Source organism: Kitasatospora sp. NPDC004289, assembly GCF_053602875.1.
In genome coordinates this window covers 41,563-56,619 of record NZ_JBSGEL010000027.1, presented here as the reverse complement: position 1 = coordinate 56,619, position 15,057 = coordinate 41,563, and the positions used below count along the sequence as shown (strand labels likewise).

25 protein-coding genes are annotated in these 15,057 nt (G+C 66.9%); all 25 read right to left on the bottom strand.

The features are described 5' to 3' along the window. Window positions 1-50 precede the first annotated feature (50 nt). On the bottom strand, window positions 51-704 hold the full coding sequence (locus tag ACWEPF_RS19865) for an adenylate kinase (protein WP_452173603.1): 654 nt from the start codon (window positions 702-704) through the stop codon (window positions 51-53). After that, window positions 704-2,014: a preprotein translocase subunit SecY gene (secY, locus tag ACWEPF_RS19860; RefSeq protein WP_452173602.1), complete on the bottom strand. Its 1,311-nt coding sequence runs from the start codon at window positions 2,012-2,014 to the stop codon at window positions 704-706. The genes ACWEPF_RS19865 and secY overlap by 1 nt, the downstream gene beginning before the upstream one ends. A gap of 310 nt (window positions 2,015-2,324) precedes the next feature. Continuing rightward, window positions 2,325-2,780, bottom strand: coding sequence for a 50S ribosomal protein L15 (rplO, locus tag ACWEPF_RS19855; RefSeq protein WP_345286214.1), 456 nt, complete (start codon window positions 2,778-2,780; stop codon window positions 2,325-2,327). A 1-nt stretch (window position 2,781) separates the two neighbouring features. After that, window positions 2,782-2,964 (bottom strand): 50S ribosomal protein L30, encoded by a 183-nt coding sequence (gene rpmD / locus ACWEPF_RS19850; RefSeq protein WP_014136270.1) that lies wholly within the window; start codon window positions 2,962-2,964, stop codon window positions 2,782-2,784. After that, entirely contained in the window at window positions 2,964-3,599 is a 636-nt protein-coding gene (rpsE, locus tag ACWEPF_RS19845) for a 30S ribosomal protein S5 (RefSeq protein WP_345286217.1), read from the bottom strand. Before rpsE ends, rpmD begins: the two co-directional genes overlap by 1 nt. Before the next feature lie 48 nt (window positions 3,600-3,647). Then, the gene (gene rplR / locus ACWEPF_RS19840) at window positions 3,648-4,031 is read right to left on the bottom strand and encodes a 50S ribosomal protein L18 (protein WP_345286219.1); all 384 of its coding nucleotides are present in this window, start codon (window positions 4,029-4,031) and stop codon (window positions 3,648-3,650) included. Between the two features lie 3 nt (window positions 4,032-4,034). Next, window positions 4,035-4,574 carry a 50S ribosomal protein L6 gene (gene rplF / locus ACWEPF_RS19835; protein ID WP_345286221.1) on the bottom strand — a complete coding sequence of 180 codons (540 nt, stop codon included), beginning with the start codon at window positions 4,572-4,574 and terminating at the stop codon, window positions 4,035-4,037. A gap of 22 nt (window positions 4,575-4,596) precedes the next feature. Continuing rightward, a complete protein-coding gene (rpsH, locus tag ACWEPF_RS19830) occupies window positions 4,597-5,004 on the bottom strand; it encodes a 30S ribosomal protein S8 (RefSeq protein WP_345286223.1) in 408 nt (135 codons plus the stop codon). Between the two features lie 268 nt (window positions 5,005-5,272). Further along, window positions 5,273-5,458, bottom strand: a complete 186-nt coding sequence (locus ACWEPF_RS19825) for a type Z 30S ribosomal protein S14 (protein ID WP_030055830.1) — start codon at window positions 5,456-5,458, stop codon at window positions 5,273-5,275. A gap of 4 nt (window positions 5,459-5,462) precedes the next feature. After that, window positions 5,463-6,032: a 50S ribosomal protein L5 gene (gene rplE, locus ACWEPF_RS19820; protein WP_345286227.1), complete on the bottom strand. Its 570-nt coding sequence runs from the start codon at window positions 6,030-6,032 to the stop codon at window positions 5,463-5,465. After that, the gene (gene rplX, locus ACWEPF_RS19815; protein ID WP_345286354.1) at window positions 6,032-6,343 is read right to left on the bottom strand and encodes a 50S ribosomal protein L24; all 312 of its coding nucleotides are present in this window, start codon (window positions 6,341-6,343) and stop codon (window positions 6,032-6,034) included. The genes rplE and rplX overlap by 1 nt, the downstream gene beginning before the upstream one ends. Window positions 6,344-6,358: 15 nt before the next feature. Next, complete coding sequence (rplN, locus tag ACWEPF_RS19810; RefSeq protein ID WP_014136277.1) at window positions 6,359-6,730, bottom strand: 50S ribosomal protein L14; 372 nt, start codon at window positions 6,728-6,730, stop codon at window positions 6,359-6,361. Window positions 6,731-6,829: 99 nt separating this feature from the next. Further along, the gene (rpsQ, locus tag ACWEPF_RS19805) at window positions 6,830-7,102 is read right to left on the bottom strand and encodes a 30S ribosomal protein S17 (RefSeq protein ID WP_345286229.1); all 273 of its coding nucleotides are present in this window, start codon (window positions 7,100-7,102) and stop codon (window positions 6,830-6,832) included. Continuing rightward, window positions 7,102-7,326: a 50S ribosomal protein L29 gene (rpmC, locus tag ACWEPF_RS19800; RefSeq protein WP_345286356.1), complete on the bottom strand. Its 225-nt coding sequence runs from the start codon at window positions 7,324-7,326 to the stop codon at window positions 7,102-7,104. The genes rpsQ and rpmC overlap by 1 nt, the downstream gene beginning before the upstream one ends. Next, a complete protein-coding gene (rplP, locus tag ACWEPF_RS19795; protein WP_030232476.1) occupies window positions 7,323-7,742 on the bottom strand; it encodes a 50S ribosomal protein L16 in 420 nt (139 codons plus the stop codon). Before rplP ends, rpmC begins: the two co-directional genes overlap by 4 nt. 4 nt (window positions 7,743-7,746) lie before the next feature. Beyond that, window positions 7,747-8,574: a 30S ribosomal protein S3 gene (gene rpsC / locus ACWEPF_RS19790; protein WP_345286233.1), complete on the bottom strand. Its 828-nt coding sequence runs from the start codon at window positions 8,572-8,574 to the stop codon at window positions 7,747-7,749. Further along, a complete protein-coding gene (gene rplV, locus ACWEPF_RS19785; protein ID WP_057231334.1) occupies window positions 8,574-8,921 on the bottom strand; it encodes a 50S ribosomal protein L22 in 348 nt (115 codons plus the stop codon). Before rplV ends, rpsC begins: the two co-directional genes overlap by 1 nt. A 61-nt stretch (window positions 8,922-8,982) precedes the next feature. Next, window positions 8,983-9,264 carry a 30S ribosomal protein S19 gene (rpsS, locus tag ACWEPF_RS19780; protein WP_345286236.1) on the bottom strand — a complete coding sequence of 94 codons (282 nt, stop codon included), beginning with the start codon at window positions 9,262-9,264 and terminating at the stop codon, window positions 8,983-8,985. A gap of 11 nt (window positions 9,265-9,275) precedes the next feature. After that, the gene (rplB, locus tag ACWEPF_RS19775; protein ID WP_345286238.1) at window positions 9,276-10,112 is read right to left on the bottom strand and encodes a 50S ribosomal protein L2; all 837 of its coding nucleotides are present in this window, start codon (window positions 10,110-10,112) and stop codon (window positions 9,276-9,278) included. 37 nt (window positions 10,113-10,149) lie between these two features. After that, window positions 10,150-10,470 (bottom strand): 50S ribosomal protein L23, encoded by a 321-nt coding sequence (rplW, locus tag ACWEPF_RS19770; protein ID WP_380149358.1) that lies wholly within the window; start codon window positions 10,468-10,470, stop codon window positions 10,150-10,152. After that, entirely contained in the window at window positions 10,470-11,147 is a 678-nt protein-coding gene (gene rplD / locus ACWEPF_RS19765) for a 50S ribosomal protein L4 (protein WP_345286240.1), read from the bottom strand. Before rplD ends, rplW begins: the two co-directional genes overlap by 1 nt. Before the next feature lies 1 nt (window position 11,148). Next, the gene (rplC, locus tag ACWEPF_RS19760) at window positions 11,149-11,793 is read right to left on the bottom strand and encodes a 50S ribosomal protein L3 (protein WP_345286242.1); all 645 of its coding nucleotides are present in this window, start codon (window positions 11,791-11,793) and stop codon (window positions 11,149-11,151) included. A 14-nt stretch (window positions 11,794-11,807) separates the two neighbouring features. Then, complete coding sequence (rpsJ, locus tag ACWEPF_RS19755) at window positions 11,808-12,116, bottom strand: 30S ribosomal protein S10 (protein ID WP_012785157.1); 309 nt, start codon at window positions 12,114-12,116, stop codon at window positions 11,808-11,810. A 488-nt stretch (window positions 12,117-12,604) separates the two neighbouring features. Continuing rightward, a complete protein-coding gene (rfbB, locus tag ACWEPF_RS19750; protein WP_452173601.1) occupies window positions 12,605-13,591 on the bottom strand; it encodes a dTDP-glucose 4,6-dehydratase in 987 nt (328 codons plus the stop codon). Between the two features lie 93 nt (window positions 13,592-13,684). Further along, window positions 13,685-14,878: an elongation factor Tu gene (gene tuf, locus ACWEPF_RS19745; RefSeq protein WP_345286245.1), complete on the bottom strand. Its 1,194-nt coding sequence runs from the start codon at window positions 14,876-14,878 to the stop codon at window positions 13,685-13,687. Between the last annotated feature and the right edge of the window lie 179 nt (window positions 14,879-15,057).

Genomic DNA, 15,057 nt, shown 5'->3' with positions numbered 1-15,057 from the left:
CGACGGCCGGGAAGTCCACGAGGGGCTTCCCGGCCGTCGTCGTCAGACCGTCAGGCGTTCTTCTTCAGTGCGCCGACCGCGCGCTCGGTGACCTCGTCGACCTTGCCCAGTGCCGAGATGGTGACCAGCAGGCCCTGCTGCTCGTAGTAGGCGATGATCGGCTCGGTCTCCGTGTGGTAGACCTCCAGCCGGGTCCGCACCTTGTCCTCGGTGTCGTCCGAGCGCTGGTACAGCTCGCCGCCGCACTCGTCGCAGACGCCCTCCGCCTTCGGCGGGTTGTAGGCGACGTGGAAGACGTGCGCGCCGTTGTTGCGGCAGATCCGGCGGCCGGCGATCCGCTTGACGACCTCGTCCTCGGGGACCTCCAGGTCCAGCACGCCGTCGAGGGCGATGCCGAACTCGACCAGGATCTCGTCCAAGGCCTTGGCCTGGCCGAGGTTCCGGGGGAAACCGTCCAGCAGGAAGCCGTTGGCGGCGTCGGGCTGCGACATCCGGTCCTTGGCCATCCCGATGGTGACCTCATCCGGTACCAGGCGACCCGCGTCCATGTACGCCTTCGCCTCGAGCCCCAACGGGGTGCCCTGGCTGATGTTGGCGCGGAACAGGTCTCCGGTGGAGATGTGGGGAATGGACAGGGTCTTGGCCAGGACGTGCGCCTGAGTACCCTTCCCGGCCCCGGGAGGTCCGACGAGGACGATACGCATCAGCGGAGGAACCCTTCGTAATTACGCTGCTGGAGCTGGCTCTCGATCTGCTTCACAGTTTCGAGTCCGACACCGACGACGATGAGCACACTGGTGCCACCGAACGGGAAGTTTTGGTTCGCGTTGAAGGCGACCAGGGCGATCATCGGGATCAACGCGATCAGGCCCAGGTAGAGCGACCCCGGCCACGTGATACGGGTCAGCACGTAGTTAAGGTACTCGGCCGTCGGTCGGCCGGCCCGGATGCCCGGGATGAACCCACCATACTTCTTCATGTTGTCGGCAACTTCTTCGGGGTTGAAGGAGATGGCGACGTAGAAGAAGGCGAAGAACACGATCAGCACGAAGTAGGTGGCCATGTAGATCGGGTGGTCACCGCGGACGAAGTTGGTGTTGATCCACGTCGCCCAGCCGGCCTGGCTGTTCGTCAACTGGGCCACCAGCGCCGGGATGTACAGCAGCGAGGAGGCGAAGATGACCGGGATGACACCCGCCTGGTTGACCTTCAGCGGGATGTAGGTCGAGGTGCCGCCGAAGGCGCGGCGGCCGATCATGCGCTTGGCGTACTGGACCGGGATCCGGCGCTGCGCCTGCTCGACGAAGATGACCAGGATCACGACGACGACGCCGATCGCGATCACGCTGAAGAACTCGACCCAGCCGCCACCGATCTTGCCGGAGAGCTTGATCGCCCACATCGAGCCCGGGAAGCCGGAGGCGATGGAGGTGAAGATCAGGATGGACATGCCGTTGCCGATGCCGCGGTCGGTGATCAGCTCACCGAGCCACATGACCACGGTGGTGCCCGCGGTCATGGTGATCACCATGGAGGCGATGCGGAAGATCGACTGGTCCGGCACCACCTGGTTGGCGAGCGAGCAGCCCGAGAACAGGGCGCCGCTGGAGGCCGTCGCGACGATGCCGGTGCCCTGGAGCACGGCGAGCGCGATGGTCAGGTAGCGGGTGTACTGGGTGATCTTCGCGGTGCCGGCCTGGCCCTCCTTCTTCAGCGCCTCGAGCCGCGGGATGACCACGGTGAGGAGCTGGAGGATGATGCTGGCCGTGATGTACGGCATGATGCCGAGCGCGAAGATCGTCAGCTGGAGCAGTGCGCCACCGCTGAAGAGGTTGACCAGGCCGAACAGACCGCTCTGCGACTGGTCCTTCAGACACTGGTTGACCGCGACGAAGTCGACGCCCGGTACGGGAACGTGGGCGCCCAGCCGGAACAGCACCATGATGCCCAGCGTGAACAGCAGCTTCTTGCGCAGGTCGGGCGTCTGGAACGCCCGCGCGAACGCACTGAGCACGGTGCCTCCTGCGCCTCCCGCACGTCGTCGGCGGAAGGGTCGGTCCTGAATGGGTGTGTGGGGATTGCAGCCCCCGTGGGCCCCGGGTTTCTCCGGACGGCACAGGCAAGCCTGGGCGCAGCCTACAAGGGAACTCCACGGACTCTAACAGTGCTCGGCCACCCGAAAGAAGCGCGTACCACCCCTCCCCCACGCACGGGGGACGGGATGCCCGTTTTGACACACAAAAGTCAGCGGAAAATCGGCCGGGAAAGCACGGAACCCCGTCCCTCCCGAAGGAGGAACGGGGTTCCGAGGAACGTCAGCGGGCTCAGATGAGCTCGGTGACCGAACCGCCGGCGGCGGTGATCTTCTCGGCGGCGGAGCCGGAGACGGCGTCGACCGTCACCTGCAGCGCGACCGCGATGTCGCCCTGGCCGAGGACCTTGACGAGCTCGTTCTTGCGAACGGCGCCCTTCGCGATCAGGTCGGCCACGGTGACCTCGCCACCGTTCGGGTAGAGCTCCGCCAGCTTGTCCAGGTTCACGACCTGGAACTGCTTGTGGGCCGGGTTCTTGAAGCCCTTCAGCTTCGGCAGGCGCATGTGGAGGGGCATCTGGCCACCCTCGAAGCGCTGCGGAACCTGGTAGCGGGCCTTGGTGCCCTTGGTACCACGACCTGCGGTCTTACCCTTGGAACCCTCACCACGACCGACGCGGATCTTGTCGGTCTTGGCACCGGGGGCCGGGCGCAGGTTGTGGATCTTGATCGGCGAGTTGTCTGCCATTTCAGTCCACCTCCTCGACCGTGACGAGGTGACGAACGGTGTGGACCATGCCGCGGATCTCCGGGCGGTCCTCCTTCACCACGGTGTCGTTCAGCCGCTTGAGGCCGAGCGAACGCAGGGTGTCACGGTGGTTCTGCTTGCTGCCGATGTACGACTTGGTCTGAGTGACCTTCAGGCGAGCCATCAGGCGCTCACCGCCGCAGCGGTACCGGCGGCACGGGCGCGCAGCAGCGCGGCCGGGGCCACGTCCTCCAGCGGCAGGCCACGACGGGCCGCGATCTCCTCGGGGCGCACGAGGCCCTTCAGAGCGGCAACCGTGGCGTGCACGATGTTGATGGCGTTGTCCGAGCCGAGCGACTTCGACAGGATGTCGTGAACGCCGGCGCACTCCAGGACGGCACGCACCGGGCCACCGGCGATAACACCGGTACCGGGGGACGCCGGCTTCAGGAGCACGACGCCGGCGGCCTTCTCACCCTGGATCGGGTGCGGGATGGTGCCCTGGATACGGGGGACCTTGAAGAAGTTCTTCTTGGCCTCCTCAACACCCTTGGCGATGGCGGCCGGAACCTCCTTCGCCTTCCCGTAACCGACACCCACGGTGCCGTCACCGTCGCCCACCACGACCAGCGCGGTGAAGCTGAAACGACGACCACCCTTGACAACCTTGGCGACACGGTTGATCGCGACGACGCGCTCGACGTAAGCAGTCTTCTCGACGGCGGGGGCGTTGCCCCGGTCGTCGCGCTTACGGTCACGCCGCTCGCCACCGCCGGTGCCGCCGCCGGCGCCGCTGCCGCGGCGCTGGGGTCCAGCCATTGGTATTACCTCTCTCGTTTACGTCCGTCGACTGGGTCGACGAGCGGCTTAGAAGTCGAGCCCGGCCTCGCGGGCCGCGTCCGCCAGGGCGGCGATGCGGCCGGCGTACCGGTTGCCCGCGCGGTCGAAGACGACCGACTCGATGCCGGCGGCCTTGGCGCGCTCGGCGACCAGGCTCCCGACCTTCTTGGCCAGCTCGGTCTTGTCGCCCTCGTTGCCCTTGATGGACACGTCGAGGGTGGACGCCGACGCCAGGGTGTGACCCTTGGCGTCGTCGATGACCTGGGCGACCATGTGACGGTTCGAGCGCGTCACAACGAGGCGCGGACGCACCTCGGTGCCGACGACGCGCTTGCGAACGCGGATCGCGCGGCGCTTGCGGGCGGCGTTCTTGTAGCCGTTGCCCTTGCCGATCTTGACAGAGACAGTCATGGCTTACTTACCACTCTTTCCGACCTTGCGGCGGATGACCTCGCCCGCGTACTTGACACCCTTGGCCTTGTACGGGTCGGGCTTCCGCAGCTTGCGGATCTTCGCGGCGACCTCGCCGACCTTCTGCTTGTCGGTGCCGTCCACGTGGAACTTGGTGGGCGACTCGACGACGAAGGAGATGCCCTCCGGCGCCTCGACCAGGATCGGGTGGCTGTAGCCGAGCTGGAACTCCATGTCGGAGCCCTTCGCGGCGACACGGTAACCAACACCGCTGATCTCGAGCGACTTGCGGTAGCCCGCGGTCACGCCGGTGATCATGTTCGCCACCAGCGTGCGGGAAAGGCCGTGGAGGGCCTTCGACTGACGCTCGTCGTTCGGGCGGGTGACGAGCAGCGTGCCGTCCTCGCCCTTGCCGATCTCGATCGGCGCGGCGACGACGTGGGTGAGGGTGCCCTTGGGGCCCTTCACCGAGACCGCCTGGCCATCGATGGTGACGTCCACGCCGGCGGGAACCGGGATGGGCAGCCGTCCAATGCGAGACATTGCTGTACCTCCGTTTCCCGAATTACCAGACGTAGGCGAGAACTTCTCCGCCTACGCCCTTCTTGGCAGCCTGCTTGTCCGTGAGGAGACCCGAGGACGTGGAGATGATCGCCACGCCCAGGCCGCCGAGGACCTTCGGCAGGTTGGTGGACTTTGCGTAAACGCGCAGACCCGGCTTGCTGATGCGCTTGATGCCGGCGATGGAGCGCTCACGGTTGGGGCCGAACTTGAGCTCGATGGTCAGCTTCTTGCTGACCTCGCCCTCAACCGGCTCCTCAACCTTGTAGGAGGAGATGTACCCCTCCTGCTGCAGGATCTCGGCGACGTGCGCCTTGAGCTTGCTGGCCGGCATCGCCACGGTGTCGTGGTACGCCGAGTTCGCGTTACGCAGACGCGTGAGCATGTCTGCGATGGGGTCGGTCATGGTCATGATGGCCTCAGGCCTCTCTCGCCGTGGTTTCTCCGCGCCAGGTCCCCCCGACGCACTCGTGGAGTGCGGCGGGGGCACAGACGCAGGGGACCTGCGACGTAGTAAGACTGGGTGCGAGCCCTCTCATAGAGGGTCGCGGACAGCACACAACTGACCGCGACAGGGGGCCCGACCCCACTACCTTACGGGATTCCGTACGGCTCCCCAAAACGGGGGCGTGTGGGGTCGGGCACTCCTGCTGATTCGCTGGTGCGACTAAGGCTCTGGCTTACCAGGAGCTCTTGGTCACGCCCGGCAGCTCGCCGCGGTGCGCCATCTCACGGAGGCACACACGGCACAGGCCGAACTTGCGGTACACCGAGTGCGGACGGCCGCAGCGCTGGCAGCGGGTGTACGCACGCACGCCGAACTTCGGCTTGCGCTCGGACTTCGCGATGAGGGACTTCTTCGCCATTGGCTCACGCCTCCTTGAACGGGAAGCCCAGAGCGCGCAGGAGCGCCCGGCCCTCGTCGTCGTTCTGAGCGGTGGTCACGACGGTGATGTCCATACCGCGCTGACGGTCGACCTTGTCCTGGTCGATCTCGTGGAACATGACCTGCTCGGTCAGACCGAACGTGTAGTTGCCACGGCCGTCGAACTGCTTCGGCGAGAGGCCGCGGAAGTCACGGATACGCGGCAGGGCCAGCGACACCAGACGGTCCACGAACTCCCACATGCGGTCACCACGGAGGGTGACGTGGGTGCCGATCGGCTGGCCCTCGCGCAGCTTGAACTGCGCGATGGACTTACGGGCCTTCGTCACCGCCGGCTTCTGGCCGGTGATGGCGGTGAGGTCGCGGATCGCGCCCTCGATCAGCTTGCTGTCACGGGCAGCCTCGCCGACACCCATGTTGACCACGACCTTGACCAGGCCGGGGATCAGCATGACGTTCTCGTACTTGAACTGCTCCTGCAGCTGGCCCTTCACCTCGGAGTTGTAACGCTCCTTGAGGCGGGGGGCCACCTTCTCAACAGTCGTCTCAGACATCAGATGTCCTCACCGGTTCGCTTGGCAACGCGGATCTTGTTGCCCTCGTCGTCGAAGCGGTAACCAACGCGGGTGACGACCTTCTTGCCGTCCTTCTCCACGACCAGCTGGACGTTGGAGACGTGAACGGGAGCCTCGACGGTGACAATGCCACCCTGGGTGCCCGGACCCGGCTTGGTGTGCTTCTTGACCCGGTTCACACCCTCGACCAGGACCTTGTTCTCGGCGGGGATGGCCTGGATGACCTTGCCCTGCTTGCCCTTGTCCTTGCCGGTGATGACCTGAACCAGGTCACCCTTCTTGATCTTCATGCTGTTCGCCATGGGTTAGAGCACCTCCGGCGCCAGCGAGATGATCTTCATGAACTTCTTGTCGCGCAGCTCGCGGCCCACCGGGCCGAAGATGCGGGTGCCACGGGGGTCACCATCGGCGTTCTTCAGAACGACGGCGGCGTTCTCGTCGAAGCGGATGTACGAGCCATCCGGACGACGACGCTCCTTGACGGTGCGGACGACGACGCACTTGACGACGTCACCCTTCTTCACCGAACCGCCGGGGATCGCGTCCTTGACGGTGGCGACGATGACGTCCCCGATACCGGCGTAGCGGCGACCGGAGCCACCGAGAACACGGATGCAAAGGATCTCCTTGGCACCGGTGTTGTCGGCGACGCGCAGTCGCGACTCCTGCTGGATCACAGCTTTCTCCTGATCGTCAACGAAGGTCGACGGGCCGGCCGCTGCTCACCCGGTCGTCTTGCGACACCAGGCACATACGGCCGTACCACATCGGCTTCGTTACTTGGCCTTCTCGAGGATCTCGACGACGCGCCAGCGCTTCGTCGCGGACAGCGGGCGGGTCTCCATGAGGAGGACCCGGTCGCCGATGCCGCAGGCGTTCGCCTCGTCGTGCGCCTTCAGCTTGTTCGTACGGCGGATGACCTTGCCGTACAGCGCGTGCTTGACGCGGTCCTCGACGGCGACGACGACGGTCTTGTCCATCTTGTCGCTGACGACGAGACCCTCACGGGTCTTGCGGAAGCTGCGCGTCTCGTTGGTGTTCTCAGTCATCAGGCGTTCTCCACCGTCTCGATGCCCAGCTCGCGCTCGCGCATCAGGGTGTAGATCCGCGCGATGTCCTTACGGACGAGCTTGAGCCGTCCGTGGTTGTCGAGCTGCCCGGTCGCCGCCTGGAAGCGGAGGTTGAACAGCTCCTCCTTCGCCTCACGGAGCTTGGCGACGAGAGCCTCGTTGTCCAGCTCGCGAAGCTCTGCAGCCTTCGTGGCCGACATCAGCTCTCACCGTCCTCGCGCCGGACGATCCGGCACTTCATCGGCAGCTTGTGCGCGGCGCGGGTGAGCGCCTCGCGAGCCACCTTCTCGTTCGGGTACGACAGCTCGAACATGACCCGACCCGGGTGCACGTTCGCGATCCACCACTCCGGCGAACCCTTACCGGAACCCATGCGGGTCTCGGCCGGCTTCTTGGTCAGCGGACGGTCCGGGTAGATGTTGATCCAGACCTTGCCGCCACGGCGGATGTGACGGGTGATCGCGATACGAGCGGACTCGATCTGACGGTTCGTCACGTAGGCCGGGGTGACGGCCTGGATGCCGAACTGGCCGAACGCCAGCTCGGTGCCACCCTTGGCAGCGCCACGGCGCTTCGGGTGGTGCTGCTTGCGGTGCTTGACCCGACGGGGGATCAGCATGAGGTCAGGCCTCCGTTCCGGTGCTCTCGGCAGCCGGCGCCTCGGTCACCGCGGCCGGGGCCTCGGTGTTCGCGGGACGACGACCGCCACGGGCGCCACGCTCGCCGCCACGGCCACCGCGCTCGCCGCCACGCGCGGGGCGGGCGTCGTTGCGGGCCGGACGGTTGCCCGAGCGGGCAGCGGCGTTCTCAGCGCGGACCTCGGCGATGTTCTTGACGTCGCCCTTGTAGATCCAGACCTTCACGCCGATGCGGCCGAAGGTGGTCTTGGCCTCGAAGAAGCCGTAGTCGACGTTCGCACGGAGGGTGTGCAGCGGCACGCGACCCTCGCGGTAGAACTCCGAACGGCTCATCTCGGCGCCGCCGAGACGACCGGAGCACTGGACCTTGATGCCCTTGGCGCCGGACTTCATGGTGCCCTGCATCGACTTGCGCATGGCACGGCGGAACGACACGCGGGAGGACAGCTGCTCCGCGACGCCCTGAGCCACGAGCTGGGCGTCCAGCTCGGGGTTCTTGACCTCGAGGATGTTCAGCTGGACCTGCTTGCCGGTCAGCTTCTCGAGGTCGCCGCGGATGCGGTCGGCCTCGGTGCCACGGCGGCCGATGACGATGCCGGGGCGAGCGGTGTGGATGTCAACGCGGACGCGGTCGCGGGTGCGCTCGATCTCGACCTTGGAGATGCCGGCGCGCTCCATGCCCTTCGTCATCATGCGACGAATGGCGACGTCTTCCTTGACGTAGTCCTTGTACAGCTTGTCGGCGTACCAGCGGGACTTGAAGTCCGTGCTGATGCCGAGGCGGAACCCGTGCGGGTTAACCTTCTGGCCCATTACCGGGTCCCTTCCTTGCTGCTGACGACCACGGTGATGTGGCTGGTCCGCTTGCGGATCCGGTAGGCACGGCCCTGGGCACGCGGACGGAACCGCTTCAGGGTCGGGCCCTCGTCAACGTACGCCTCGCTGATGACGAGGTCGTCCACGTTGGAGTGGTTGTAGTTGTGCGCGGCGTTGGCGATGGCGCTGTTGAGCACCTTGCCGACCGGCACGGTGGCAGCCTGCGGAGCGAAACGCAGGACCGCCTGGGCCTCCGTGGCACTCATGCCACGGATGAGGTCCACCACGCGGCGGGCCTTCATGGGCGTGACGCGGATGTACCGCGCCTGGGCCCTGGCTTCCATGGTTGTCCCCTTAATGGAGTAAGTCACTTGAGTCGTGCTGGCGCTGAAGCTCGCGGAGCGACTAGCGGCGCTTCGACTTGCGGTCGTCCTTCACGTGCCCCTTGAAGGTGCGCGTGGGGGCGAACTCGCCGAGCTTGTGGCCGACCATCGACTCGGTGACGAACACCGGGACGTGCTTGCGGCCATCGTGGACCGCGATCGTGTGACCGAGCATGCTCGGGGCGATCACGGAGCGACGGGACCAGGTCTTGATGACGTTCTGGGTGCCCGCCTCGTTCTGCGCGTCCACCTTCTTGAGAAGGTGGCCGTCGATGAAGGGGCCCTTCTTGAGACTGCGCGGCATCTGACCTGCTCCTAGCGCTTCTTGTTGGTCTTGCGGCGGCGCACGATGAGCTTGTCCGACGCCTTGTTCGGGCGACGGGTACGGCCCTCGGGCTTACCCCACGGCGAGACCGGGTGGCGACCACCGGAGGTCTTACCCTCACCACCACCGTGCGGGTGGTCGATCGGGTTCATGGCCACACCACGCACGGTCGGGCGGACGCCCTTCCAGCGCATACGGCCGGCCTTGCCCCAGTTGATGTTCGACTGCTCGGCGTTGCCGACCTCGCCGACAGTGGCGCGGCAGCGGGCGTCGACCAGGCGGATCTCACCGGAGGGCATGCGCAGGTGCGCCATCTTGCCCTCACGCGCCAGCAGCTGGATGCCGGAGCCGGCGGAGCGGGCCATCTTGGCACCGCCGCCGGGACGCAGCTCCACCGCGTGGATGGTGGTACCGACCGGGATGTTGCGCAGCGGCAGGTTGTTGCCCGGCTTGATGTCGGCCGCGGGGCCGTTCTCGATCCGGTCACCCTGGGCGATGCCGCGCGGGGCGATGATGTAGCGCTTCTCGCCGTCCGCGTAGTGCAGGAGCGCGATGCGCGCGGTGCGGTTGGGGTCGTACTCGATGTGAGCGACCTTGGCCGGCACGCCGTCCTTGTCGTGACGACGGAAGTCGATCACGCGGTAGGCGCGCTTGTGGCCGCCACCCTGGTGGCGAGCGGTGACACGACCGGCGTTGTTACGGCCGCCCTTGCTGTGCAGCGGGCGAACCAGCGACTTCTCCGGCGTGGACCGCGTGATCTCGACGAAGTCGGCCACGCTCGAGCCACGACGGCCCGGCGTAGTCGGCTTGTACTTGCGGATACCCATTTTCGTCCTCGTCCTTAACGACGATCCGAGTCCTCCGTCAGGAGGTCGGACCACCGAAGATGTCGATGCGGTTGCCCTCGGCCAGCGTCACGATGGCGCGCTTGGTGTCCTTGCGCTTGCCGAAACCGGTCTTGGAGCGCTTGCGCTTGCCCTGACGGTTGATCGTGTTGACAGCCTCGACCTTGACCGAGAAGACCGCCTCGACGGCCTGCTTGATCTGGGTCTTGTTGGACCCCGGCGACACGATGAACGTGTACTTGTTCTCGTCGAGGAGCGAGTAGCTCTTCTCGGAGATGACCGGCTTCACCAGGACGTCACGGGGGTCCGTGAACGTCTTGCTCGTGATCTCTGCAGCCATCAGGCGGCGCTCCCTTCGAGCTCGCCCTCAGCAGCCACGGCCTTGGCGGACGCGGCCGGACCGGCCACGAAACGCTCGAAGGCGGCCTGGGTGAAGACCACGTCGTCGGAGACGAGCACGTCGTAGGTGTTCAGCTGACCCGCGTCCAGGATGTGCACGTTCGGCAGGTTGCGAGCGGACTTGATGCCCAGCTCGTCCTCGCGCTCGACGACCAGGAGGACGTTCTTGCGCTCGGAGATCTTGCCGAACAGGCCCTTGGCGGCCTTGGTCGACGGCGCCTCGGCCGCAACGACGCCGGTGACGACGTGGATGCGGTTGTGGCGGGCCCGGTCGGTGAGCGCGCCACGCAGAGCGGCGGCGATCATCTTCTTCGGGGTCCGCTGCGAGTAGTCGCGCGGCACGGGACCGTGCACGACGCCACCGCCGGCGAACTGCGGCGCACGGGTCGAGCCCTGACGGGCGCGACCGGTGCCCTTCTGGCGGTACGGCTTCTTGCCGCCGCCACGGACCTCGCCGCGGGTCTTGGTCTTGTGGGTGCCCTGACGGGCGGCAGCGAGCTGCGCCACGACGACCTGGTGCATCAGCGGGATGCTGACCTTGGCGTCGAAGATCTCGGCGGGCAGCTCGAGGCTGCCGGCCTTGTCGCCAGCCGGCGACAGGATGTCAATGGTGCTCATTTCACAGCCCCTTCGCCGCGGTGCGGACGAGGACGAGGCCGCCGTTCGGGCCCGGGACCGCACCCTTGATGAGGAGCAGGCCCTTCTCCGCGTCGACCGCGTGCACGGTCAGGTTCTGGGTGGTCACACGCTCGTGGCCCATCCGACCAGCCATGCGCATGCCCTTGAACACGCGACCCGGGGTGGCGCAGCCACCGATCGAGCCGGGCGAACGGTGCTTGCGCTGGGTGCCGTGACCGGCGCCGAGGCCCTTGAAGTTGTGACGCTTCATGACACCGGCGAAGCCCTTGCCCTTGGAGGTGCCGGTCACGTCGACCTTGACACCCGCCTCGAACAGCTCTGCGGTGATCTCCTGGCCGAGGGTGTACTCGGAAGCATCCGCGGTGCGGAGCTCGACCAGGAAGCGGCGCGGGGTGACACCGGCCTTGGCGAAGTGACCCGCGAGGGGCTTGTTCACCTTGCGGGGGTCGATCTCGCCGAAGCCGATCTGCACGGCGTCGTAGCCGATGCCGTCAGCGGTGTGGACCTGGGTCACGACATTGGGCCCGGCCTTGACGACGGTCACCGGAACGATCCGGTTGTTCTCGTCCCAGACCTGGGTCATGCCGAGCTTCTCGCCCAGGATGCCCTTAATCTGCTTTGCCATCTTCGTCGCGCCTCTCAGAGCTTGATCTCGATGTCGACGCCGGCCGGAAGGTCGAGGCGCATCAGCGAGTCAACGGTCTTCGGGGTCGGGTCGAGGATGTCGATCAGACGCTTGTGAGTGCGCATCTCGAAGTGCTCGCGCGAGTCCTTGTACTTGTGCGGCGAGCGGATGACGCAGTAAACGTTCTTCTCAGTGGGCAGCGGCACCGGGCCCGCGACCTGCGCACCAGTGCGAATGACGGTCTCGACGATCTTCTTCGCCGAGGAGTCAATCACCTCGTGGTCGTAGGCCTTGAGCCGGATGCGGATCTTCTGTCCCGCCATGGCTACTCAGTAGTCCTTTGTGTCGTCTGTTGCCTCTGCAGCCGGATTCGGCCGGGTGGCTTGGTCCGGTGGCACCCCCGGGTGGTTACCTTCTCCGACCCCCGCGCTCGGGCGTGTCGCCCTCTCGCTTGCAAGGAACCGGGAAGGTCACGCCTTCTCGGTCTCGGTACATCGGGGTCGGCGAGGTCTTGCACCCGCCAGGCGCCGGGTCGAGGCCCTGCCCACGCTTCCCGGAAGATTCCCGTACGTCCGCCCCGCAGCTGCCGCGGTGTCGACTACACACCACTACGCCCACATACAGCACGTGGGAATATGAACGGCCATCACGGGAACGACGAGTACCTGGGACTCGCTTCCAGTCCTCCCGGCGGGAGGCGCGCAGCATCGGCAACTCAACCGAGCAACTAGGACATCCTGCCACAATCGGCAGGTCGGATGCCAATCGGAGCAGCGCGTGATCCGCACCACGCGCCCCTGCGGGCTCCAACTCAGGCCCGCGGTACGACAGTTCGGCCCCCGACTCGCAGCGGCTGCCACCAGCCGCGGTGCTCGCGGTACCAGCGGACGGTGTCGGCCAGGCCGGCCCGGAACTCCACCCGCGGCTCGTGGCCGAGCTCGGCGCGGGCCCGGGCGCCGTCCAGTGAGTACCGCCGGTCGTGGCCCTTGCGGTCGGGCGCGCGGCGGACCGCCTCCCAACCGCGGCCGGTGGCGGCCAGCAGCAGGCCGGTGAGCTCACGGTTGGTCAACTCGGTTCCCCCGCCCAGGTGGTAGACCCGGCCGGCCCGGCCGCGGGCCAGGGCCAGTTCGATGCCCCGGCAGTGGTCGTCCACGTGCAGCCAGTCCCGGACGTGACCGCCGTCGCCGTAGAGCGGGACGGTCCGGCCGTCCAGCAGCTCGGTGGCGAAGAGCGGGATCAGCTTCTCCGGGAACTGGTACGGCCCGTAGGTGTTGGAGGAGCGGGTGACCACCACGTCCAGGCCGTGGGTGCGGTGGTAGGAGAGGGCGAGCAGGTCGGCGGCGGCCTTGGAGGCGGCGTACGGGGAGTTCGGCGCGAGCGGCTCGTCCTCGGTCCAGGAGCCCTCGGCGATCGAGCCGTAGACCTCGTCGGTGGAGACGTGCAGGAAGCGGCCGACACCGTGCTCCAGCGCCGCGTCCAGCAGGACCTGGGTGCCGAGCACGTTGGTGCGCACGAAGGGGGCCGCTCCGGCGATCGAGCGGTCCACGTGGGTCTCGGCGGCGAAGTTCACCACCGCGTCGTGGCCGGGGAGCACCCGCTCCACCAGCCCGCGGTCGCAGACGTCGCCCCGGACGAAGGAGTAGCCGGGGTGGCCGGCCACCGGGGCGAGGTTGGCCTCGACGCCCGCGTAGGTGAGCGCGTCGAGCACGGTGACCCGGGCCGCTGGGTCGGCCGCCAGTCGGGCCCGGACGTACGCGGAGCCGATGAAGCCGGCCCCGCCGGTGACGAGGATGCGCATGGTGGTGCCTTGCTGTGGAACGGCGGAGGGCCCGCCCTCCGTCCTCGCGGACGGGGGGCGGGCCCTCCGGCTGACCAGTGGTCAGATCGGCAATTACTTGACGATCTGGGTGACCTGGCCGGCGCCGACGGTGCGGCCACCCTCACGGATGGCGAACTTCAGGCCCTCCTCCATGGCGATCGGCTGGATCAGCACGACGTCCATGGCGGTGTTGTCGCCCGGCATGACCATCTCGGTGCCCTCGGGGAGGGTCACGACGCCGGTCACGTCCGTGGTACGGAAGTAGAACTGCGGGCGGTAGTTGTTGAAGAACGGGGTGTGACGGCCACCCTCGTCCTTCGACAGGATGTAGGCCTGGGCCTTGAACTCGGTGTGCGGGGTGACCGAGCCCGGCTTGATGATGACCTGGCCGCGCTCGACGTCCTCGCGCTTGATGCCACGGAGGAGCAGACCGACGTTCTCACCGGCCTGGCCCTCGTCGAGCAGCTTGCGGAACATCTCGATGCCGGTGACCGTGGTGGTGGTCTTGGTCTCCTTGATGCCGATGATGTCGACAGTCTCGTTGACCTTGAGGACACCGCGCTCGATGCGGCCGGTGACGACGGTGCCACGACCGGTGATCGTGAAGACGTCCTCGATCGGCATCAGGAACGGCTGGTCCACGGCACGGGCCGGGGTCGGGATGGCCTCGTCCACGGCCTCCATCAGGCCGAGGAGCTTCTGGCCCCACTCGGCGTCGCCCTCGAGCGCCTTCAGCGCCGAGACGCGGACGACCGGCAGGTCGTCGCCCGGGAAGTCGTACTCGGAGAGCAGCTCGCGGACCTCGAGCTCGACGAGCTCCAGGATCTCCTCGTCGTCCACCATGTCGGACTTGTTCAGCGCGACGACGATGTAGGGGACGCCGACCTGGCGGGCCAGGAGGACGTGCTCCTTGGTCTGCGGCATCGGACCGTCGGTGGCGGCGACGACGAGGATCGCGCCGTCCATCTGGGCCGCACCGGTGATCATGTTCTTGATGTAGTCGGCGTGACCCGGGCAGTCGACGTGGGCGTAGTGACGCGCCTCGGTCTGGTACTCGACGTGCGCGATCGAGATGGTGATACCGCGCTGCCGCTCCTCCGGCGCCTTGTCGATCTGGTCGAACGGCGTGAAGGGGTTGATCTCCGGGTACGCGTCGTGCAGCACCTTGGTGATGGCCGCGGTAAGAGTGGTCTTACCGTGGTCAATGTGACCGATGGTGCCGATGTTGACGTGGGGCTTCGTCCGCTCGAACTTCGCCTTCGCCACTGCAGTCCTCCTGAGGACAGTTCTGTACGCCGTGCTGACGTCAGTTGGTCTTTGATCGGGTTGGGTCCGGGCCGAAGCCCGTGCCGTCCCGCGGGTGGGGGCGGAGGAGACCTGGGGAATCCGGGTGGATTCCCCAGGTTCGCCTCCTAATAGCCTAAGGGGTTACGAACATCCCGAAT